Origin of the sequence: Exiguobacterium sp. s56 (assembly GCF_018618255.1) — a bacterium.
Taxonomy (GTDB): domain Bacteria; phylum Bacillota; class Bacilli; order Exiguobacteriales; family Exiguobacteriaceae; genus Exiguobacterium; species Exiguobacterium chiriqhucha.
Map to the genome: position 1 here is coordinate 1 of NZ_JACSLR010000012.1, position 21,910 is coordinate 21,910.

The following is a 21,910-nucleotide window of genomic DNA, read 5'->3' on the forward strand; positions in this document are numbered from 1 at the left end:
ACGCCGCCAGCGTTCGTCCTGAGCCAGGATCAAACTCTCCAAAGAATTTGATATAGCTCTTTAAAAATGACGAAGCTTGCGCTTCATTCAAACATTGTAAAACTTTTTTTGCCTCATCGTTCAGTTTTCAAAGTTCGTCTGTCGCTCTTGGCGACTTCATTAATTTATCACGTCGTCTATCTCCGCGTCAACAACTTTTTTCACAAATTGTTTTACTGAAATAATCTTTCGCCGTGACAACGTTTATAACTATAATCTCTATTTACCACTTCGTCAATAGAAATATTACAAAAAAATAAAAAAGGTTGAGCCCCGTCATGAGGCCCAACGCTTCAATCTTTCGCTAGCGGCACATAGCCCGTCCGCTCCACCAATGCCTGCCCTTCTTCAGATGTCATCCAATCTAAAAACGGCTTATGCGTTTCATAGTTCTCTTCTGTCGTGATGGCATAAAATTCAGAAGTGATCGGATACGTCCCGTCAGCGATGGTTTCTACCGTTGGAGCGATTCCATTCACTTGAAGTAATTTAATGTCGTGATCTTCGACCATCTCGGTCGCATAGAAGCGGAAAGAGAACCCAATCGCATTTTTATGATTTGTGTATGCGGCCGTCTGTTCGATAATACCGCCCATACCTTCCGGGACATCTTCAACGGGTGCAGCCATTAATTTACGATCACCCATCACCCGCTGCAAGGCCGTCTGGCTCCCGCTTCCTTCTGGACGTTGGAAGGCTCGAATCGGATCATTCTCGCCTCCGACCTCACTCCAATTATCGATGTCTCCGGCATACACTTGTTGAATCTCGTCTAATTTAAGCGAGTCAACTAGATTGTCTTCATGTACAAAGAAGACAAACGCTTCGCGCCCGATTGGTGTCATGTTGAACTCCACACCTGCCTTCTTAGCCGCGGCCACTTGAAGATCTGATGGTCCGGCGACAAAGATGATGTCCGTTTTCCCTTGAATCAACCGATCATACGCTTCTCCCGTCGTCGTCGAGACGACAGGACTCTCCTCCGTACTATACGGATTATATTCGTTAGAAGGATAAACCGCTTCGACAAAAGACGCATACAGTGGATAGAGTGCCGTAGCACCATCGAGGCGTGGGAGATTTGAATCGATTTTAAACGAAGATGGCGCATCGAGCTTAGCTAAATCGGACTCTTCTTCAAACGGTTGATAGTCAAACAACTCAACACCGCGTTCTTCAATCCGCAAACCTTCTGTATACACGTAGTACCCTTTCACTGAACCGAAGAACACGACTCCAATCACGGTTCCAATCAATCCGACTCGTTTGAGTTGCCCCTTCGTTAACGACGAGAAGTCATATAGCGCCATAATGAGAATTAATAAAGCGGCAACGTACCAAATTGTCCAAAGGATCGGGCGTCCTCCTGCAATCGGATTGCCCATCGTAAAGAGTGCTGTAAAGACCGATATGACTGCGGTCACAAGCACAATCAACACACTACCGAATATAAACTTAACGATTTTCATCTGATTCAACTACTCCATTCGCTTCTATATAGTTAGGCGATCTCATAGGCGATGGCTTCGACCCCAACACCTTTTGTCGGTCGCGCGACCGAACGGACATATCCTTTGCGGACAAGGAACCCGACGATGCTACCTAGGTCGACTTTCAATGCTTGCAAGTTTGGGTGTTCCATTAATTCCGAGAACGCCCACGGTTCGTCGCGTTGTTGCATCGTTTGCAGTAGCAGAAGCGTGCCCGGCAACACTTTTGATTGAATCAAATGTTCCATTCCGATAATCACCAAGTGAATCCGTTGTTCAAGCGACTCTTGTCCGCTCACGAGTTCCTCGTGGAGTTTATATATTTCTAAATCGAGTGTGCGTACTTGTTTCCATAATACGATTTCAGGATGAATCCCGGCCTCTAAGACCGATAATCTGGCCAAATGAGTCAAGGCATGATGAATTTGGGTGAAGGCGTCTTGGTGTTCCTCTTGCAAAAATAAGCTTCGGCCGTCTTCAAAGCGTCGCAGCAATTTCGCAAAAGCAAGCGATAGTTGCAGACGTTGCTCATCGTTTGAGAAATTACGAAGACGTTGTCGCAAGTCTAATAAAAACGTATTTCGTTCAAACAACACCATTCCATCTTCAATCCAGTGGATGGCCCGGCGATTCTCGTTCATCAAAATCCAGCGGTCCATCATCGAATCACTCACCAAATGGAGAATGATTTTTTCTTGTCCGACCTGATAGTGTTTCACTGTCCAGAACGGTTCTTCTTTGGCTTCAATCACAATCAACAACCGGTCCGATTGGTCTGTCAACGGATCGCGTGGTCGTTTCTTCTTCACTTCGATGATGCCAAGCGTCGTCTTCAAGGCTGCATATTCCGAATAGATTGTGCGTGTGGCATACTCCATAGTCACCTTGATACCTTCTTTCTATATGATGAACTTCAAACGTCCACCCAATAATCTGATACGAAAATGATTCGCCTTCTTTTAAAATTCTCCTGCCAACGATTGTATGAACTTCTCACGGTCGAGCAGATGAGCTATAGTAAAGACAGACATGGAGGGATTACGAAATGAAAAAACGGGGGAATAAAATCAACCGCGCTCGAAACCTTGCGTTGTTGCTCGTCTTTGCGGGAATCGGGGTCATGTATCTCGGCCTGTTGGCGAAAAGCATCACATGGCTGATGATTATTTTCATGTTGCTCGGCTTCGTGATGGTGTTATCGAGTTCAGCACTCTACTTTATTATTGGGATGGCATCCACGAAAGCCATCGTCGTCACTTGTCCGAATTGTGAGAAACAGACAAAGATGCTCGGTCGGGTCGACTTATGTATGCATTGCGACGAACCGCTCACGATCGACCAATCGCTCGAAGGTAAAGAGTTCGACGAAAAATATAACAAACGCCAATCACATTCACACGAATAAAAAAACATCCTCAGGCAGAGGATGTTTTTTAATGTTTATGCGCTTGTTCAGCTTGGCACGCCGGGCATGTCCCGTATACTTCGAGACGATGACGGTCGACTTTGAACCCAGTCAATTGAGATGCGACCGATTCGATTTCATCGAGGACCGGGTAGTTGAAGTCAACGACTTTCCCACACGCATCACAGATGATGTGGTAGTGACGCGACGTCACGAAATCAAACCGGCTCGATGCGTCTCCGTAATTCATCTCTTGAACGAGACCGACTTCTTTAAAGACGCGCAAGTTGTTATAGACGGTAGCGACACTCATGTTCGGAAATCTCGCCGAAAGTGCCTTATAAATGTCATCCGCTGTCGGGTGACTGTGCTCCGTGACGAGGTACTCCAAAATGGCCTGGCGCTGAGGCGTCATTCTGACTCCATGTTCTCGGAGCGACTGAACAGCATGGTCAAGCATTTCGCTTCCCACGTCAATCCCTCATTTCTTCTATAGAATTCATTTGAAGTGTTAGTAGTAATTAACCTATTTCTTACATAGTAATCTTTATAAATAGTGTACTGATTTCTGGAACGGTCGTCAAACGTTGAGCTTAAGCGGTTGACGGCTGTGATACAATAAGTGCGAATTTCTAAAAGGAGGCAATACATATGGCAACACCATCTACACGCAACAATTCAGACGTTTTGTATACCGATGCCTTGACGCATATCGTCGGCGGGGTCAACAGCCCTTCCCGCTCATTCAAGGCAGTCGGCGGAGGTGCACCCGTCTATATGGAACGAGGAGACGGCGCCTATTTTTATGACGTCGACGGCAATCGTTATATCGACTATTTGGCGGCGTACGGTCCGATTATCACGGGCCACGCCCATCCGCATATCCATAAAGCGTTAATCGCGGCTTCGTCTAAAGGACTCCTTTACGGGACACCGCATGCGCTTGAAGTCGAGTTCGCGAAAAAACTAAAGGCGGCCATCCCGTCAATGGATAAGGTCCGTTTCACCAACTCGGGGACCGAGGCGGTCATGACGACCGTACGTGTCGCCCGTGCTTACACGGGACGCGAACTCGTCGTCAAATTCAGCGGTTGCTATCATGGCCACTCGGACTTGATGCTCATCGCAGCAGGCAGCGGACCGGCCACGCTCGGCTCACCAGACTCGGCCGGCGTCACACGGGCCACGGCGAAAGAAGTCATCACCGTGCCGTTCAATGACGTCGAGGCGTTCCGAGACATGATGCGCGAATGGGGCAGTCAAATCGCCTGTGTCCTCGTCGAACCGATTGTCGGAAACTTCGGCATCGTCGAGCCGAAACCTGGATTCCTCCAGGCCATCAACGACATCACCCATGAACATGGCGCCCTCGTTATTTACGACGAAGTGATCACGGCGTTCCGCTTCACATACGGCAGTGCCCAGCAAGTATATGGCATCGAGCCGGATATGACCGCCCTCGGGAAAATCATCGGCGGAGGCTTGCCGATTGGTGCCTATGGAGGTAAAGCTGAAATTATGGAAACGGTCGCTCCGCTCGGTCCAGCTTATCAGGCCGGAACGATGGCCGGTAACCCGGCATCGATGGCAACAGGGATTGCTTGCCTCGAAGTACTCGAGCAACCGGGTGTGTATGAACAACTCGACGCGCTCGGTGCCCAGCTCGAGGCCGGGATTCGTGAAGCCGCTAAAACACACGGCGTGACCATCACATTGAACCGTCTAAAAGGCGCACTTACGGTGTACTTCACGGACGAGGTCGTGACCGACTATGAGGGAGCCGAGAAGTCGGACGGTGAAGTGTTCGGACGCTTCTTCAAATTGATGCTCGAGAACGGTGTCAATTTGGCCCCTTCTAAGTATGAGGCTTGGTTCTTGACGACTGAGCATAGCGAGGCAGATATCGAAGAGACGATTGACGCGGTGAATCGTGCCTTCGCCCAACTATAAGCAAAAGGAGATGCCGCGGCATCTCCTTTTTTAATTACACCGAAGGTCGAATCCACAGCTGATCGTAGCGTGGATGACCGAATATATCGACCGGCACGTCGCCTAGAAAACTTGGGAAGCTCCGCTCCCGCTCGACATGGTACAGCGGAATGACGAGCGCCGACTCCGTCAAATAGCGTTCGACTTCCCGATGGAGCAACGGCCAAGTGCTCATATCGGTTTGACGGTAGCGGTCCATCATCGTTCGCAGTTCCGTTTCATGTGCGACGAGCTTGCCGACGAGCGACAGTTCACTCGTCAAAAAAGCGAGAAACGCCAAATCCAAGTCTTCGCTCATCATCTCCCCGCATAAAATCAAATCGGCGCGGCGAAGTGTCTCCTCCTGCAGTAAACAACTTAGCGTATACGTCTCGGTCTCGACAATGAAACCAGCAGCCCGCAACTGTGATGCGACAAGCGCAGCGTCTTCCGTCGATACGTCGAACGGCAAGTGTAATAGTCGGAGCGGACGTTTGGAACTTCGACCTGGCTCGTCCAGTGGAATCGGGCGACTCGTTTCCGGGAAGAAGCCGTGGGCCACTTGATGACGCTCTCCACCCAATTCGACGAACGCCTGTTTATGAATCGCTCGTTGAATCGCGCGTCGCGCCGTCACGTCCTCTTTCAACCAGGAGTGCTGCAAGTTGAACATAAGATAGCGTGCTCCGGCCTCGGCAATCCATTTCACGACGCTATGATCGTCCCGGGCGCTCCATTTGGCGTGGTCCGCTTCCGAGAACGTGACAAATTCAACCACGTCCAATGACGGGCGCGGGCGCAACCCACGCTCGAACGCCCGTAAGCGCACGACGTCGCCGGATTGTTTCTCCAATTTGAAAGGCCCCGTCCCAACAATCCCTTCTGCTCCTTCATACGTAACGGATGCCGGTGTTTGAGCAAGCAAGCGCTCGATATAGGCCCGGTGTGCTTTCGTGTAGAGATCAACCACATACGGTGCGGGCGAATCGACCCAATCAATCGGCGCGAACAACCAGACTTGTTTGCCGCGAGCCAAGAGTCGGCTCAACGAGTAGACGACGTCTTTTGCCGTTAACGTCATCCCGTTGTGGAAAGCGACGCCTTTACGGATGTAACAGCGAAATCCAAATGGCGTCTCCTCCATATGATGGGCTAGCGACGGTTGAACCGTGGTCCCGTCCCATTCGAACAGGCGGTCGAAGACGTGACGCGATAACGACGCCTCCATTGCGATGTGGATATCAAGCGGATCAAGTGACTCGAGTGTCCGCGTCCTCGGGAAAATAAAACGGTCTTCTTCCGTCTGTTCGAAACCAAATCGGTTCCAAATCCGCGCTTGGATCAGTTCCCGTAATGCGGGTGGCCAATCCCACTCCAACCATTTGGCCGCCTGCGCCATTGTAGCCTCAGAAAATGAGGTTACGACCCACGCCTGGAGCGTCTCGTCAAAGTCCGACTGAAAACGAAGCATCGATTCATGGCCGCGCCCTTTGCCGGCTTGATAGGTCACCCACCCCACCGCCTCCCATGCCTTGATATCGCGCTTCACTTGTTTCTCACTATAGCCGACCACCTCGACGGCTTGCCGGAGTGTCACGTCCATTCTGTCTGCCTGTAACGCATAGCGATAAATGGCCACTAGTTTTGCATTCATGTCATTCCCCCTAAAAGTGGACATGTCCAGATAATTTGTCTCTTTTTACCAAGTGTAGTCCACGTTTAAAGTAGTGACAAGGAGGTGCTCACATGAAATTCAAAGATTTCCCAACTAACGTCCGACTTCGACTCGTCTGTGGATTTTTTATTCGCATCGTCGGCTCGGCCATCTTTCCCTTCATGGCTTTATATTTTTCAGAAGAACTCGGCAAAATCGCTGCCGGAATCATCATGACGTCATTCGTCATCGTCGGGTATATCACCGGTTTGTTCGGTGGGTACTTCTCGGACCGCTTTAATCGCAAGCACGTCTTACAAATCGGCCAACTCATTCAAATCCTTTGCTTCGTGGGGATGACAGTGGCGATTCACCCATCAAATAACTGGGCACTCGTCGTGGCCATCCTCTATTTCGGTCATGCCGTCGCCAACGGCTTGAATTATCCGGCTCTCGAAGCGATCGTCATCGACTCGATGGAACCATCGAATCGGAAAGCGATTTATGTATATGATTATTGGCTCGTCAATTTAGCGATCGCCGGCGGTGTCATGCTCGGTGGTGCGTTCTATCGCGACTACCGGTTCGGCTTATTCATCGGGATGACGCTCGTATTGACCATCACAACGATTGTCTTGCAACGCTATCTCGTCGATTCACATCAAGGGAACCGGTCAACTCCGGCGAACCCGATCGTCGGTGTCATTCAAAACTATCGGATCGCTCTCAATGACCGACGTTGGATGCTCTTCGTGCTCGGTAGCATGCTCGTCTTCTCGACAGAGTTTCATATGGCAAACTATATCGGCGTTCATTTGGCCGAATCGTTTCAAGAACGTGCGATTATCGGCGTGCCGTTCGACGGTGTCCGGATGATGGCGTTCATGCAGCTCGAGAACACATTGCTAGTCGTCGCCATCACGTTCGCCGTCACCGCCTTTGTGAAACGGTACCGGGAGAAATACGTATTCTTCATCGGCTTGTCACTCTATATCACAGCGTATGCGGCCATCACATCGATGAACTCATTTCTGATTCTCGCCGTCTTGGCCATCGTCTTCACGGTCGGCGAGTTGCTATACTCACCAATCCGCCAAGTGAAGCAAGTCGACCTGCTCGACCCAGAACGTCGCGCTTCGTATCTCGCTTTTGGGGGACTCACATTCCATGGGGCCAAACTCGTGGCCGCGACCGGCATCGTCGTCGGGGCGTTCATCGGACCTGTGTTCATGAGCGGCTACATCTTCTTGTTCGGGGCGCTCGGGGCGTATCTTTATTACGTCTCGCTCTATAAAATGGAATCGCTACGCCAGCTTGCCGCATGACGTTTGAACTGACTCCGGAACGGAAACAGGCAAGAGTGAAGGAGGCGAACCAAATGCCAGCCATTGTATTGTTTGATGGAGACTGTAATTTTTGCGACGCCAGCGTCCAATTCATCCTGAATCGGGACACAACAGGAAATTTCCACTTTGCCTCGCTCCAAGGCGACGCTGGGAAAGCGTTACGCGAATGTCACCGCATCAGCGACTCGGTTGACAGCATCGTCTTGATTCGTGACGGCGTGCCTTATATCAAATCCGACGCGGCCATCCGGATTGCAGAAGGATTGGATGGGATGTGGCGATGGCTCCGGTTCGTGAAAATCGTCCCAAAACCGATTCGCGACTTCGGCTATGATGTCATCGCCAAACATCGTTACGAATGGTTCGGACAAAAACAGACGTGTAAACTGCCGACACCGGAAGAACGAAGCCGGTTTCTCGATCAACAACCAAAACCGCCGACTCGATGAGTCGACGGTTTTTTTTAGTCCATACACGTCAAGTACGTCCAATGGCACTCCGGCATCGGACTGCCCATAAAACTGACACCGAGGTCATCGGCCCGGTGAATCGTCGTCCACGGGGCATCCCCGATTTGAAGATACACTTCATGGTGCGGCGATTGCGTATGACTACCGGACAGTTTGAACGTGGCAGTGTCCTTCAATTGTGCGACAATCGTGTACTTGATGTCCGGCGCGATGACGAGCGGATTGCCGACCGAATGGTGCAAGCGGTATGCGGTCCGCCCCCGGTCAATATCGATATCGTCAAGATACACCTGATCGACCGAAGCGACATCTTCTCCTGTCAGTTGATGACGGGCGTTGTATCCGCGCGTCACTCCGGCATCTTTTTTGATAGAGACGATTGGAATGTCGTGCATCCCTTCGACTTTCACTTCCGTCCGCGTCCGATAGTCGTTCGCATGAACGTTGTATGGTCGTCCATCCCCTTCAAAATAAGGGTGAGGCGACAATAAGTTCGGATTTTTAATCATCGGCGGACGAATGAACGTCTGGACGCGAAGCTGAATCTGATTGACCGTCTCCAAATCAGGACGGAGCGGACTGACAAGAAAATACATGACGAACAGTTCTTTGTCGCGCCGCGTGTCCGTCTTCAATTCTTTGGCGAGTGACATTGCTTTGCCGACAGCGTGAATGAGACGCGTCCCCGGTTTCGCGTCCCGCTTCACCGGGCGGAGCGCCCGAACTTCATACATCGTCGGTTCGTGTAGCGGTGTGTCGTCCAAATAGGCGTTCCCGACGACCTCGGCGATTCGTCGTCCTTGTCGATAGATCGCATACGTCTCGACGTCAGGAATCGGATCCCATTGGAGATGGGTACCGGTCGACGCGACGACGGCCGATGTGAGATGTCGATTCCAATACAAATCATCGCTCGGGTCGACGGCGGCCGTATACACTTTCGCCACTTCCCCTTGCTCATCCGTGAGACGATAGGCGACTTGCTCTCCGACGGCCGTCTCATGGTCGACATAGTGCTGGTCGGTCCCTTCATACACATACTTCTCGTTCCGCGTAAGCCGGACCTTCCCCTCCACTGACCACGTCAACTCGAGCGCATCCTTAAGCGGTTTTACTGTGATTAAACCTTCCCCGTTCATCATTGGACTCTCCCCCTTTTGGCATGTCGTTTCTTCATTCCCGTCTCACTGTCACGGAAAACAAAAAAGGCCCCGAGTCTCCTCGAGGCCGCGTCTCATTCGACGACTGCCAAATCTTGAATCATATACAAATCGTAATAGGCTCCGCGGCGACGCATCAATTCTTCATGCGTCCCGGTCTCCATAATTTGTCCGTTATCGACGACGACAATCTTATCGGCATCGGTGATGGTCGACAATCGGTGCGCGACGATGAGCGTCGTTCTCCCTTTCGTCAAACGCGCGAGCGAATCCTGAATCATCGCCTCACTCTCAAGGTCGAGCGCACTCGTCGCTTCGTCGAGAATAATGATTGGCGGATGTTTCAAGAAGACACGGGCGATGGCAAGCCGTTGTTTCTGACCGCCTGACAGTTTGACACCTTTTTCCCCGACCGGCGTATTGTAGCCATCCTGCAAGTTCGAGATGAACTCATGTGCGTTCGCTGCTTTCGCGGCGGCGATCACATCTTCGTCACTCGCTTCCGGATTCCCCATCCGGATGTTCATCGCGACCGATTCACTGAACAGAACCGAATCTTGCATGACCATCCCGATTTGATCGCGCAGAGCCCGCAATTTGAAATCACGGACGTCGGTGCCATCAATTTTGATGCTACCCGACGTGACGTCGTAAAACCGGGGAATCAAGCTGACGAGCGTCGACTTTCCGCCACCGGACATGCCAACGAACGCAACCCGCTCTCCAGAGCGAATATGCAGGTTGACGTCACGGAGGGCGCGGGTACCGTCTTTCTCGTACGCAAAGCTGACCTGATCGAGTTCGATGTCGCCTGCCGTTTTCACGGGAACGAACGCACTCGATTTTTCTTCGATGTCATACGGCTCATCGAGGAACTCGAAGACCCGGTCCATCGAAGCGACCGACTGCGTGAGCGTCGTCGCCGAGTTGACGAGACGGCCGAGCGGTGCGTAGAGACGATCGATATACGCGATGAAGGCGACGAGTGTCCCTAGCGAGACATCCCCTTGCAGGACGAGCCAAGAAGCCGATGTGAAGATTAAGATCGGGGCGATGTCCGTGATCGTCGAGACGACGACGTACGTCTTCGCGTTCCACCCTGTATGACGGAGCGCGGCCTTCAAGAAGCCACCGTTCTGTTCTTCGAACGCCTTGTTCTCATACGGTTCGAGGGCGAAGCTGCGGATGACGGCCATCCCGTTGACGCGTTCGGTCAAATGACCTTGAAGGTCCGCAAGAGCGGCCGAGCGTTCCCGCGTAAGCCGGCGCAATCTTCCGTAGAAGTAGCGGACGGCGATGGCGTAGAACGGGAGCGGCAAGATGGCGATGAGCGTCAATTGCGGATCGATCGTGTACATGATGGCGATCGCGATTAAAATCGTGACCATATCGAGCCAAATGTTCATCAGGCCGGTGATGACGAAGTCTTTCGTCTGTTCGACATCGTTGATGATGCGCGAGATAATCTGTCCCGTCTTATTGTTCGAATAATAGCGGAGCGATAGTTTTTGGACGTGGTCGAACAATCGGTTCCGGACGTCGAACAAAATCCGCGTCGCTGCCCATTGCGCCAAATATTGGCGCAAGTATTCAATCGGCGGCTTCAAGACGAGGAAGACGAAGAAGACGATGCTGAACAGCCAGACGAGCTCGGTATAATCCCTCGCCGGTTCCGGGTCTGTCAAATAAGTGTCGATCACATATCTATAAAGGAGCGGCAACCCGAGTGGGATGGAAAATTTCAAAATCCCGACGAAAATGGTCAGCGCGATTTGTTTCTTATACGGTTTAACGAACTGTAAATAACGTTTAATACTACCCATTAGTTCCTCCTTCAAGAAAAAAAGCGGAGATGAGCGATCATCTCCGGTAACGTGCTTCGTATTCGCGATACCATTCATCGACGAATGTTGGGTTGAACGGCCCTTTCCGTCCTCGAATCCAGTTAATAAGTTCTTGAACGTTCTGTTTCAAGATTCGATCAATCGCTTTCGGATAATTCATCTCGCGACGATGCCGCTCATATTCATCCTCATCTAAAATCGTGTACGACATATCCGGGAACACCTTGATGTCCAAATCGTAATCGATGTACTTGATGGCACGTTCTGCCCCATCGAACGTTGTCGGCGAACCTAGATTACAGTAGTAGTAAATCCCATCTTCGCGAATCATGCAGATGACATTGAACCAAAACTCAGATGAAAAGTAGCAAATTGCCGGCTCACGTGTTCTCCATTGCCGGCCGTCTGACTCACTGACCATGATGCGGTCATTGAATCCGATCATATCCGTTTTTGACGACTGAAGGACGAGCGTTTCTTCCCAAACGCGATGCAAAGTTCCGTTGTGCTTGTAGCTCTGTATCTCGATCTTGCTACCTGCTTTGGGAAATAAGCTCATAAGCTCCTCCTTTCCGCTATGATGCTATACAATTCTCATATTTAATTATAGCGACTTTCAGAACCAATGAAAAAGGAAATCTCTTATTTTCACGAATTTAGTGTTTTTTGGAATGCCTCGGCTCGCGCTTTGAACATCGGCCGGAGCACGAAGTACTCGACGAGGACAGTCGGCACGTAACTGTCGAACGTGACCTCATCGACCATAACGGCTTGCCCGTCCACTTGTTCGACGCGGTGGACGTGACTGAAACGACGGAAAGGAAACGGCAACTTTACGCCTTGATCACAAAAGGCACGGTCTCCAGCCAATGTGATGGCGCTATTCCAAGGCAAAGAGACCGGCCCAACCCCGATACGGAGCTGAACGACGTTCCCCTCGACCGAAGCCCCATCTCCAACGAGCGTCACTTTCGGGAAGGACGTCAGTTTTGATAAGAGCGAAGCGTCTTGAAGCAACGTCCATAATGTGTCCACAGACGTGTCGAATGGTGTTCGTACGTCAAACTGTCTCATCTTTCGCACCTGCCATCTGCTCTAATTTTTGTTGGGCGACCGATACCGTCACCACGTCGCGTGCCTCTTCGTCGAGCCAAGCCCACTCGCCGTCCGGTAGCGTCTCGACCTCGTATAAGTCGATGTACCAGACGATATGGGAAAACACATGTTTCACTTGTCCAATATAGGTTCCGTTTAACTGTTCCCCCGTTCCGCGGTCTGTAAGCGGATATTGCCACATTCCAGCGAGAAGACCGGCATCTGGGCGCTTCACGTATGCGGTCCGGCCGTCCTGGCGACAGTAGAGCGCATCATACATCTCAATCCGAGCCGCCCCTTTTTTCGTCTTGACCGGGAGTTCATCTTGAACGTTATGGGTATAAGCATAACAATCGTTTTGAACGGGACAGAGCGAACACATCGGGTTTTTCGGCGTGCATACCGTCGCCCCGAGCTCCATGATGCCTTCGTTAAAGTCTGAGGCATGCGCCGGGTCCATGAGTCGGCGCACGACTTGCTCGAACAGTTTTCGCGTTTTCGGGACGGCGATGTCGTCATAAATCCCGAATTGACGGGACATGACGCGCATGACGTTGCCATCGACGGCCGGTTCCGGCTGATTGTAGGCAATCGATAACACCGCCCCAGTCGTATACGGTCCGACACCTTTCAGTTTTTCGAACCGTTCTTTTTCCTCGGGGACAATCCCGTCGTACACGGCAACGACTTCTCGGACGGCTTGATGAAGGTTTCGAACCCGTGAGTAATAACCGAGTCCTTCCCAATATTTGACGACCTCATCGGGTTCGGCCGCTGCCAATGCCTCAATCGTCGGGAACCGCTCCATGAAACGGTTATAGTATGGGATAACGGTATCGACGCGCGTCTGTTGGAGCATGACTTCGCTCACCCAGACCCGATATGGATTTTTTCCGTGACGCCATGGCAAATCACGCTTTTCGCGATTGAACCACGTTACTAAATTTGTGTTGAATTCTTGAATATTATAATTTGTGAACAATTTATCAACATCGAGCATTTTGTTTCCCCTCGTTTTAAAAATATTGTATGATGTAGTGGATTAAAATATGCGGTTTTTCTACTTTTATGGAGGTGCTGAAGCACATTGGATACTGCTACTCACATTGGGATGGGACTAGGTTTAAGTGCAATCGCGACACTCAGCCCGGAGGTGTCAGGCGACGCACAAATGTTTCTAGCCATGACAGCGACGGCGCTCGTCGGCTCACATGCTCCGGACTTTGACACGGTCTTCAAACTAAAAGGAAATAGCACGTATTTACGCCAGCACCGCGGTCGTTCACACGGAATAACCGCACTACTCGCCTGGCCGATCATCGTCAGCGCCGTCATCGGACTCGCGCTTGGCGTCAACCCCGCTTCATTATGGGTCATGGCACAAATCGCCGTGTTGTTACACGTTACGGTCGACTTGTTCAACGCCTACGGGACGCAGGCCCTTCAACCGTTTTCGAAAAAATGGATTGGCTGGGGCGTCATTGGTACGTTTGATCCGTATTTGTTCTCTGCCTACTATGGGGCATATGTATTATGGCTTATCACAGGGGCGACTGTCCCGATTTTTGCATTGCTCATTGCGCTCCTCATCAGCTATTATGCGATTCAATTCAAGTTGCGTAACCGCGCCCTCGCCACGGTCGCCCGTCACTTCGCTGGTGCACACGAACTGTTCATCTCGCCAGGTATCGGTTGGGATGACTGGCATGTCGCCGTTCGATTCCGCAACGGTTTAGGTGCCGTCAAAGTGAAAAAAGGAACGGTCATCGAATGCGGTCGTTTCCGTGACAAGCCGATGCCAGGTGAAGATGACCTTCACTTCGTGGAAGCCCGTAAAAATGCGGATCTTCAATCGTTCCTCGAATTCTCGAAGATTCACACGTATACGGTCACGCGTCACAACGGTATGATCGAGTATCGCTTCACGAACTTGCGCTATTTCGCGAAAGATATTTATCCGTTCGTCGCCGTCGTCATCGTCGACGAAGAATCGAATGAAGTGTTGTCTTCATTCACTGGCTGGGTGTTCAGTGAAGAGAGCTTGCAAAAGAAATTGGCCTACGAACAGTAAAAAGTCGCTCACAAGAGCGACTTTTTTTATGCCTCTGACTCCGTGAACTGGAGCTCAAAATCAAATTTGACTTTTTTATCGACGAGAACGCCACCCGCTTCGAGCGCCTGGTTCCACGTCAATCCGTAATCTTCTCGGTTGATTGACCCGTCCCCGGTAAAAGCGTGTTTCATATTGCCCCACGGGTCTTTCGCGCTTCCCTCGTACTCGACTTCGAACGTCTCTTCCCGGGTCGTCCCGCGAATCGTTAAATTCCCGGTCAATTCGAATTCACCGCCACCCTTTGAGCGGAACGATGTCGACTCGAACACGATGTCCTCATGTTGCTCCACATCGAAGAAGTCTCCAGACCGTAAATGGTTGTCACGGTCACTGTTGTTCGTATCGATTGATGCCGCCTTGATGGTCACCTTCACGCTCGCGTTCGCGAGATCGTCCGGTTGCCCGTTCGCCTCGACGTGAAAATCTTTGAACTCCCCTTTTACTTTCGAAATCATCATATGCTTGACCGTAAATGTAATCGAACTGTGTGCCGGGTCGACTTGATATGTTTTTGCCATGAATCTGTCCACTCCTTCGATTTGGAATTGATACTAATATGATGTTTACCACAATTCTTGACTTCAAAACATTCCCGTTTAAATGTGACAAATTATTGTCGAAAAATTTTGACTTTTATCACATCGACCCGTTACGATGAAAAAAGGGAGCTGTTGACTTACAGTAAAATGTAAGCGCATACATAGAATCCCTATACTTTACGGAAAAGGGAGGAACGACCATGATTTATGAAGTCCCAAACTCGACAGGCACGAAAGTTCACTTTAAAGACCGCTATGAGAATTACATCAACGGAAAGTGGACCGCGCCTGCAGGGGGAGAATATTTTGAGAACACCTCTCCGGTAAATGGTAAAGTTTTATGCGAAGTCGCCCGCTCAACGAAAGAAGATATCGAGCTCGCCTTGGATTCGGCCCATGCTGCCAAAGACGCCTGGGGCAAAACGTCGGTCACTGAACGCTCTGTCATTTTAAATAAAATCGCCGATCGTATGGAAACGAACCTCGAAATGCTCGCATACGCCGAGACGTGGGAAAACGGGAAAGCCGTCCGCGAGACGCTCAATGCCGATTTACCGCTCGCTATCGATCACTTCCGCTATTTTGCGGGCGTCATCCGGTCACAGGAAGGCGGCATCAGTGAACTCGACAACGACACGGTCGCTTATCATTTCAATGAACCGCTCGGTGTCGTCGCCCAAATCATCCCATGGAACTTCCCGATTTTAATGGCGGTCTGGAAAGTCGCGCCGGCTCTCGCTGCCGGAAACTGTATCGTATTGAAACCAGCCGAACAGACGCCGGCTTCGATCATGGTGCTCATGGAATTGATTGAAGACCTACTCCCGCCAGGCGTGTTGAATATCGTCAACGGGTTCGGACTCGAGGCCGGCAAACCGCTCGCGTCGAGCGACCGCGTCGACAAAGTCGCCTTCACGGGTGAGACGACGACAGGTCGACTCATCATGCAGTACGCCTCACAAAACATCATCCCGGTCACGCTCGAACTCGGTGGGAAGTCACCGAACATCTTCTTCGCGGACATCATGGATGCGGATGATGATTTCTTTGACAAGTCGATCGAAGGGCTGGTCATGTTCGCTTTGAACCAAGGCGAGGTATGCACGTGCCCATCACGCGCGCTCATTCACGAGTCGATTTATGAGCCGTTCATGGAACGGGTGCTCGAACGAGTCAAAGCCATCAAGCTCGGCAATCCGCTCGACCCTGACGTCATGATGGGTGCCCAAGCTTCGAATGAGCAGATGGAAAAGATCTTGTCGTATTTGGAGATCGGAAAGTCGGAGGGCGCGGAGTGCCTCATCGGCGGCGAACGCAACATGATGGACGGCGAACTCGCCGACGGCTATTATGTGCAGCCGACCATCTTCAAAGGCCATAACAAGATGCGCATCTTCCAAGAAGAGATCTTCGGACCGGTCTTATCGGTGACAACGTTCAAAGACGACGCCGAGGCGCTCGCCATCGCGAACGACACGTTATACGGACTCGGTGCCGGCGTCTGGACGCGTGACATGAACCGCGCCTACCGGTTCGGTCGCGAGATTCAAGCAGGTCGCGTCTGGATCAACTGCTATCACCAATATCCGGCCCATGCCGCGTTCGGTGGATACAAGATGTCTGGAATCGGTCGCGAGAACCATAAGATGATGCTCAACCATTATCAACGGACGAAAAACATGCTCGTTAGCTATAGCGAACAAAAACTCGGGTTCTTCTGAGATGGTGAACCGCGTCGAGGCCACCCCCGCCACGCTCGCGCTCCTCGAACAGCTGAAACGAAAACATGGACCGCTCTTGTTTCACCAGTCGGGCGGTTGTTGTGACGGGAGCTCCCCGATGTGTTTCCCGCAAGGCGAATTCATGATTGGAGATCATGACGTCCTGCTCGGCGAAATCGGCGGTTGTCCGTTCTATATGCACGAGAAGCAATACGACTACTGGAAGCACACCCAGCTCATCATCGACGTCGTCGAGGGCCGGGGCGGTATGTTCTCGGTCGAGGGCGTCGAAGGAAAACGGTTTTTAAGCCGTTCCCGCGTGTTCACGGACGAAGAGCGGGCCGAGTTGCAACAGAGTTGAATGTAGAAGACCAGCCATCTCGAGGGCTGGTCTTTTTTTAGTCAAAGGGCACCCTTTTCTCAAAATCACATTTCCAATTTAACCCAAAAACCAACCTAACAATCGACTCGATTCGATATAGTAAAAAGAGACACGAAAGGAGGCAGCCTATGTCCGAGCTTCTCACGAGCATGCTTAACGGTATGATGATTTCATTGGTCAGTCTATTCGGTCCTCTGTTCCTGGTGATGAGCGGTATATTGTATACGAAGGTCAAGCGTTATAAACGGAGCCGCTATTTCGCCCAGACCGGACACAGCTATTTCAAAGTCGTTCAAGACACCGGCTTATACGGCGAATATTTATGTGTCGCCGCCATCGAGGAGCGCGTCCCGAATCCCTTCATATTGACGAATCTATATTTGCCCCATCCAAAAAATCGAGAGCGTACGACTGAAATCGATGTGGTGTTCATCAACCAGAGCGGTGTCCACGTGATTGAGTCGAAAAATTATAGCGGCTGGATTTTTGGACATGAACAAGAACGGCATTGGACCCAATCGATGCCGAACCGAAAGAAGTTCCGGTTTTTCAATCCGATCAAACAAAACGAGTTACATATGAAAGCGATGGAACAAACGATTGCTGTGGAGCGGAGTCTATTACACTCTTGGATCGTCTTCAGCGACCGGTCGACCTTGAAGCGCATTGATGTGGCGGACGTTCCCGTGTTGAACCGGAAGACATGGAAACAACAGATTGCCTTGCCAGGTGAGGCCCGGTTGACGTTGGCGGAACAGACGGCCATCTACGAGCACCTGCTCCAATTCGCATCTGCTGACGAAGCCGTCAAGGAAGCCCATATCGCCGCCAAGCAACGGGTGACGTGATGGGCTGTCCCATCCAAAAAAGTCCCGCTCACGGTGAGCGGGACTCCTTTTATTTACTCTGCATTTTAAAGCGCAAGTATAGTTCGTTGTAGTACGCGTTCATGCGTTTGCCTAAGTTCTCATACACTTCGAGCTCATCCGTCACTTCTTTTGTCGGATAAAAACGTTCGTCTGACGTCACTTCTTCATCTAAAAATTCAAGTGCCGCTTCGTTCGGTGTCGAATATCCGACATAATCGGTGTTTCGGGCCGCGATTTCCGCGTCAAGCATGAAGTCGATGAACTGGTGCGCGCCTTCGACGTTTTTCGATGTGTTCGGAATGACGAGGTTGTCGAACCAGAGATTCGTCCCTTCTTCCGGGATGACGTACGTCAACTCTTCGTTCTCGTACATGATTTCGGAGGCGTCACCTGACCAGACGACGGCCGCGGCCGCTTCGCGATTGGCCATGAGCATCTTGATTTCATCGCCGACGATCGCTTTAATGTTCGGCCAGAGCGTCTCGAGCTTCTTCTCCGCTTCGAGCAGCTCATCTTTGTCCGTCGTGTTGAGCGAGTAACCGAGTGAGTTCAGACCGAAGCCCATCACTTCACGGGTCCCGTCTGCAAGCAAGATGTCATTCTCGAGCGGCATGTCCCATAGGTCGTTCCACGACGTAATCTCACCGTCGACGAGTTCAGGGTTATACACGATGCCGACCGTCCCCCAGAAGTAAGGGACTGAGTACGTGTTGCCCGGGTCGAACGACTTGTCGAGGAAACGTGGGTCAATGTTATCGAAGTTCTCGAGCTTGTCATAATCGATCGGCAAGAGCAGGTCTTCTTCAATCATTTTACTGATGGCGTAATCCGATGGGACAGCGATGTCGAACGCCGTACCGCCTTGCTCGATTTTCGTGAGCATCGCCTCGTTCGAGTCGAACGTCTGATAGATGACTTTCAAGCCCGTCTCTTCCTCGAACTCTCCAATCAAGTCTTCATCGATATAATCGCCCCAGTTGTAGACGACGAGCGTGTTATCGCCGCCGAACCCTTGCGCCATATTGATTTGATACACCCAGAGCAAGAGGCCGAAACTGACGACGACCGGTACCGTCAACATGATGACCAATTTTTTCATCGTCTTACCTCCTTCGCTTTACCACCGCGTTGGGCGAGCACATAATACCCAAGGACGAGAATGAGTGTGAACAAGAACAAGATGGCTGACAAGGCGTTAATCTCGAGCGAGATGCCTTGACGGGCGCGTGAGTAGACTTCAACGGCAAGTGTCGTGAAGCCGTTTCCGGTCACGAAGAACGTGACGGCAAAGTCATCGAGCGAATACGTGAGTGCCGTGAAGAACCCGGCAAAGATACCCGGTGTGATATACGGCAAGATGACTTTCGTCAAGACGTCCCACGTACTTGCCCCAAGGTCACGCGACGCATCGATGAGCGTCGGGCTCATCTCTTGCAGCTTCGGCAAGACCAAGATGACGACAATCGGTACCGAGAAGGCGATGTGCGCCAATAGCACCGAGTAAAAGCCGAGCTGAATCCCGAGCATCGTGAACAAGATGAGGAACGACGCCCCGATGATGACGTCCGGACTGACGATCAACACGTTGTTGAGTGATAAGAGTGACGTCTTCGTGAAGCGTTGTCGCGCCGTATAGATAGCGAGCGCCCCGATGACGCCGAGCACGGTTGAAATCGTCGCCGACAGCAAGGCGATGACAATCGTGTTCAAGACGATAACGAGCAGGCGCGTGTCGGTAAAGAGCGACTTGTACCAATCGAGCGTAAAGCCTTCAAAGTTACTCATCGTCCCGCCACTGTTGAACGAGTAGACGACCAAATAGAGAATCGGTGCATAGAGGATGAAGAACACCGCTATCAAATAGAGGTTGGCTAATTTAAATTTTTTCGGTTTCATCGACGCACCGCTCCTTTCGCGCCCCAGTCACGTGTGATGACCATGACGAGGACCATCGCCAAAATCAAGAACACGGCAATCGTCGAGCCCATGCCCCAGTTTTGCGTGACGAGGAATTGTTGTTCAATCGCCGTCCCGAGCGTGATGACTCGGTTCCCAGCAATCAGTCGAGTGATCATGAAGAGCGACAACGCCGGGATGAAGACGATTTGAATCCCTGACTTCACACCGTCGAGCGTAAGTGGGAAGATGACCCGGCGGAACGTCGTCCAGTTCGAGGCCCCGAGGTCGCGCGACGCATAGACGAGCGACGGCGGGAGCTTCTCGATGGCGTTATAAATCGGCAAAATCATGAACGGGATGAAGATGTAAACTGACACGAACACGAAACTGAAGTCCGTAAACAAAATCTGTCGTGTCCCGATACCGATGGCCTCTAAAAACTGGTTCGTGATGCCGTATGTCCCGAAAATGCCGAGGAACGCATAGGCTTTGAGCAATAGGTTGATCCATGATGGCAAAATGATGAGCAAAAGCCAAAGTTGCTTATGCTTTGTCTTCGTCAATAAATAGGCGGTCGGATACCCGATCAAAAGCGAGAAGAACGTAATCAAGAACGCATACCAGAAAGAAGATAACGTCATCGTCAAATACGTCGACGTGAAGAACATCTGATAGTTCTCTAAACTCAAGTTCCCTTCGATATCAAAAAACGAGTAGTAGACGACGAGCAGGAGCGGCGCGATGACGAACAGCGCAATCCATAACCAGTAGGTCGTCAAATAGACCGTCTTCGCGGTTTGACTAGTTTGATTCATGAGCGACCTCCTCATAGGACTCGAGACGACGGTCGAACTCTTCCTCCGTCTCTCCTAAGCGCATGACGTGAATCGCCTCATCATCGAACGTGAGGCCGATTTTCGAACCGACGACCGATTTTTTCGTCGAATGAACGAGCCATTCGTTGCCTTCTTGGTCATAGCAGCAAATCTCATAGTGAACGCCTCGGAACAGTTGCGAGTCGACGTCGACGACAAGTTTCGCAGATTCGACCGATGTCATCTCTAAATCTTCCGGACGGATGATGACCTCGACTTTCTCGTTGCGGTCAAACCCTTGGTCGACGCAATCGAATGTCTTCCCGGCGAACGTGACGACGTTATCTTCTGGCATGACGCCCGGTACGATGTTCGACTCCCCGATGAAATCGGCGACGAAACGGTTAATCGGCTCATCGTAAATATCAGTCGGTGTCCCGCTTTGTACAATTTTCCCGTTATTCATGACGAAAATCTCATCCGACATCGCGAGCGCTTCTTCTTGGTCATGCGTGACAAAGATGAACGTGATGCCGAGACGCTGTTGCAATTCGCGGAGCTCATATTGCATCTCGGTCCGGAGTTTCAAATCGAGCGCCGAGAGCGGTTCATCAAGCAAGATGACTTCCGGTTCGTTGACGATGGCCCGGGCGATGGCGACACGTTGGCGCTGCCCGCCTGACATCTCATCGATTTCACGTGACTCATACCCTTTCAAGTTGACGAATTTGAGCGCCTGTTCGACTTTCGTCTTCACGTCCGCTTCTTTCATCTTCTTGATGCGCAGACCGAACGCGACGTTCTCGAACACGTTCAAGTGCGGGAAGAGCGCATAGTCTTGGAACACGGTGTTCACTTGACGTTTGTTCGCCGGGACGTCGTTGATGCGTTTCCCGTTGAACTGGATATCGCCTGCTGACGCATCCGTGAAGCCGGCAATTAAGCGTAAAATCGTCGTCTTCCCACATCCAGATGGCCCGAGCAACGTGTAGAACTTCCCTTTCTCAATCTCGAAGCTGATGTTTTCTAAGACGACGGTGTCATCGTAACGCTTCGACACATTGTCAAAGCGAATAATCGTTTCTGGGTTCATTTCAGTTC

Annotated in this window: 22 protein-coding genes; 8 read left to right on the top strand and 14 right to left on the bottom strand. The window is 51.2% G+C overall.

Annotated elements, in window-relative coordinates:
* Positions 1–332: 332 nt before the first annotated feature.
* Positions 333–1,508 carry a PstS family phosphate ABC transporter substrate-binding protein gene (locus tag KNP71_RS11420; RefSeq protein WP_029596000.1) on the bottom strand — a complete coding sequence of 392 codons (1,176 nt, stop codon included), beginning with the start codon at positions 1,506–1,508 and terminating at the stop codon, positions 333–335.
* Between the two features lie 32 nt (positions 1,509–1,540).
* The gene (locus tag KNP71_RS11425; protein ID WP_029596001.1) at positions 1,541–2,407 is read right to left on the bottom strand and encodes a nucleotidyltransferase-like protein; all 867 of its coding nucleotides are present in this window, start codon (positions 2,405–2,407) and stop codon (positions 1,541–1,543) included.
* 167 nt (positions 2,408–2,574) lie between these two features.
* Between KNP71_RS11425 and KNP71_RS11430 the strand changes: the two genes are divergently transcribed.
* Complete coding sequence (locus tag KNP71_RS11430) at positions 2,575–2,934, top strand: YgzB family protein (protein WP_021067733.1); 360 nt, start codon at positions 2,575–2,577, stop codon at positions 2,932–2,934.
* 28 nt (positions 2,935–2,962) lie between these two features.
* Here the strand turns inward: KNP71_RS11430 and perR are convergent, their stop codons facing one another.
* Positions 2,963–3,394, bottom strand: a complete 432-nt coding sequence (perR, locus tag KNP71_RS11435; protein WP_029596002.1) for a peroxide-responsive transcriptional repressor PerR — start codon at positions 3,392–3,394, stop codon at positions 2,963–2,965.
* A 191-nt stretch (positions 3,395–3,585) separates the two neighbouring features.
* On the opposite strand from perR, the gene KNP71_RS11440 reads away from it, so the two are divergent.
* Positions 3,586–4,884, top strand: coding sequence for a glutamate-1-semialdehyde 2,1-aminomutase (locus KNP71_RS11440; protein ID WP_029596003.1), 1,299 nt, complete (start codon positions 3,586–3,588; stop codon positions 4,882–4,884).
* 34 nt (positions 4,885–4,918) lie between these two features.
* On the opposite strand, the gene KNP71_RS11445 is transcribed toward KNP71_RS11440, so the two are convergent.
* On the bottom strand, positions 4,919–6,556 hold the full coding sequence (locus tag KNP71_RS11445) for an ABC transporter substrate-binding protein (RefSeq protein WP_214830744.1): 1,638 nt from the start codon (positions 6,554–6,556) through the stop codon (positions 4,919–4,921).
* Between the two features lie 92 nt (positions 6,557–6,648).
* Here KNP71_RS11445 and KNP71_RS11450 point away from each other — a divergent pair, with 92 nt between their 5' ends.
* On the top strand, positions 6,649–7,881 hold the full coding sequence (locus tag KNP71_RS11450) for an MFS transporter (protein WP_029596005.1): 1,233 nt from the start codon (positions 6,649–6,651) through the stop codon (positions 7,879–7,881).
* Between the two features lie 53 nt (positions 7,882–7,934).
* Positions 7,935–8,351, top strand: a complete 417-nt coding sequence (locus KNP71_RS11455) for a thiol-disulfide oxidoreductase DCC family protein (RefSeq protein ID WP_029596006.1) — start codon at positions 7,935–7,937, stop codon at positions 8,349–8,351.
* 14 nt (positions 8,352–8,365) lie between these two features.
* On the opposite strand, the gene KNP71_RS11460 is transcribed toward KNP71_RS11455, so the two are convergent.
* From KNP71_RS11460 to mutY, 5 genes are all read right to left on the bottom strand, one after another.
* Positions 8,366–9,514 carry a DUF3238 domain-containing protein gene (locus KNP71_RS11460; RefSeq protein WP_029596007.1) on the bottom strand — a complete coding sequence of 383 codons (1,149 nt, stop codon included), beginning with the start codon at positions 9,512–9,514 and terminating at the stop codon, positions 8,366–8,368.
* 92 nt (positions 9,515–9,606) lie between these two features.
* Positions 9,607–11,355, bottom strand: coding sequence for an ABC transporter ATP-binding protein (locus KNP71_RS11465; RefSeq protein ID WP_029596008.1), 1,749 nt, complete (start codon positions 11,353–11,355; stop codon positions 9,607–9,609).
* Between the two features lie 37 nt (positions 11,356–11,392).
* Positions 11,393–11,935, bottom strand: a complete 543-nt coding sequence (ntdP, locus tag KNP71_RS11470; protein WP_021067741.1) for a nucleoside tri-diphosphate phosphatase — start codon at positions 11,933–11,935, stop codon at positions 11,393–11,395.
* An 89-nt stretch (positions 11,936–12,024) separates the two neighbouring features.
* Positions 12,025–12,450, bottom strand: coding sequence for an SRPBCC family protein (locus KNP71_RS11475; protein ID WP_029596009.1), 426 nt, complete (start codon positions 12,448–12,450; stop codon positions 12,025–12,027).
* A complete protein-coding gene (mutY, locus tag KNP71_RS11480; protein WP_029596010.1) occupies positions 12,437–13,471 on the bottom strand; it encodes an A/G-specific adenine glycosylase in 1,035 nt (344 codons plus the stop codon). The genes KNP71_RS11475 and mutY overlap by 14 nt, the downstream gene beginning before the upstream one ends.
* 87 nt (positions 13,472–13,558) lie before the next feature.
* On the opposite strand from mutY, the gene KNP71_RS11485 reads away from it, so the two are divergent.
* Complete coding sequence (locus KNP71_RS11485; protein ID WP_029596011.1) at positions 13,559–14,542, top strand: metal-dependent hydrolase; 984 nt, start codon at positions 13,559–13,561, stop codon at positions 14,540–14,542.
* 26 nt (positions 14,543–14,568) lie between these two features.
* On the opposite strand, the gene KNP71_RS11490 is transcribed toward KNP71_RS11485, so the two are convergent.
* Entirely contained in the window at positions 14,569–15,102 is a 534-nt protein-coding gene (locus KNP71_RS11490; protein ID WP_021067745.1) for a YceI family protein, read from the bottom strand.
* A 221-nt stretch (positions 15,103–15,323) separates the two neighbouring features.
* Here KNP71_RS11490 and exaC point away from each other — a divergent pair, with 221 nt between their 5' ends.
* The 3 genes from exaC (at position 15,324) to KNP71_RS11505 (ending at position 18,074) form a co-directional block, all read left to right on the top strand.
* The gene (gene exaC / locus KNP71_RS11495) at positions 15,324–16,844 is read left to right on the top strand and encodes an acetaldehyde dehydrogenase ExaC (protein WP_029596012.1); all 1,521 of its coding nucleotides are present in this window, start codon (positions 15,324–15,326) and stop codon (positions 16,842–16,844) included.
* 1 nt (position 16,845) lies between these two features.
* Complete coding sequence (locus KNP71_RS11500) at positions 16,846–17,205, top strand: DUF779 domain-containing protein (protein ID WP_021067747.1); 360 nt, start codon at positions 16,846–16,848, stop codon at positions 17,203–17,205.
* Between the two features lie 149 nt (positions 17,206–17,354).
* Positions 17,355–18,074 carry a nuclease-related domain-containing protein gene (locus tag KNP71_RS11505; protein WP_029596013.1) on the top strand — a complete coding sequence of 240 codons (720 nt, stop codon included), beginning with the start codon at positions 17,355–17,357 and terminating at the stop codon, positions 18,072–18,074.
* 49 nt (positions 18,075–18,123) lie between these two features.
* On the opposite strand, the gene KNP71_RS11510 is transcribed toward KNP71_RS11505, so the two are convergent.
* The 4 genes from KNP71_RS11510 to KNP71_RS11525 are packed head-to-tail and all read right to left on the bottom strand — an operon-like array spanning position 18,124 to position 21,902.
* On the bottom strand, positions 18,124–19,194 hold the full coding sequence (locus tag KNP71_RS11510; protein WP_029596014.1) for an ABC transporter substrate-binding protein: 1,071 nt from the start codon (positions 19,192–19,194) through the stop codon (positions 18,124–18,126).
* Entirely contained in the window at positions 19,191–19,991 is an 801-nt protein-coding gene (locus KNP71_RS11515) for an ABC transporter permease (protein WP_029596015.1), read from the bottom strand. The genes KNP71_RS11510 and KNP71_RS11515 overlap by 4 nt, the downstream gene beginning before the upstream one ends.
* Positions 19,988–20,809, bottom strand: a complete 822-nt coding sequence (locus tag KNP71_RS11520; RefSeq protein WP_021067751.1) for an ABC transporter permease — start codon at positions 20,807–20,809, stop codon at positions 19,988–19,990. The genes KNP71_RS11515 and KNP71_RS11520 overlap by 4 nt, the downstream gene beginning before the upstream one ends.
* Positions 20,796–21,902 carry an ABC transporter ATP-binding protein gene (locus KNP71_RS11525; RefSeq protein WP_029596016.1) on the bottom strand — a complete coding sequence of 369 codons (1,107 nt, stop codon included), beginning with the start codon at positions 21,900–21,902 and terminating at the stop codon, positions 20,796–20,798. Before KNP71_RS11525 ends, KNP71_RS11520 begins: the two co-directional genes overlap by 14 nt.
* Between the last annotated feature and the right edge of the window lie 8 nt (positions 21,903–21,910).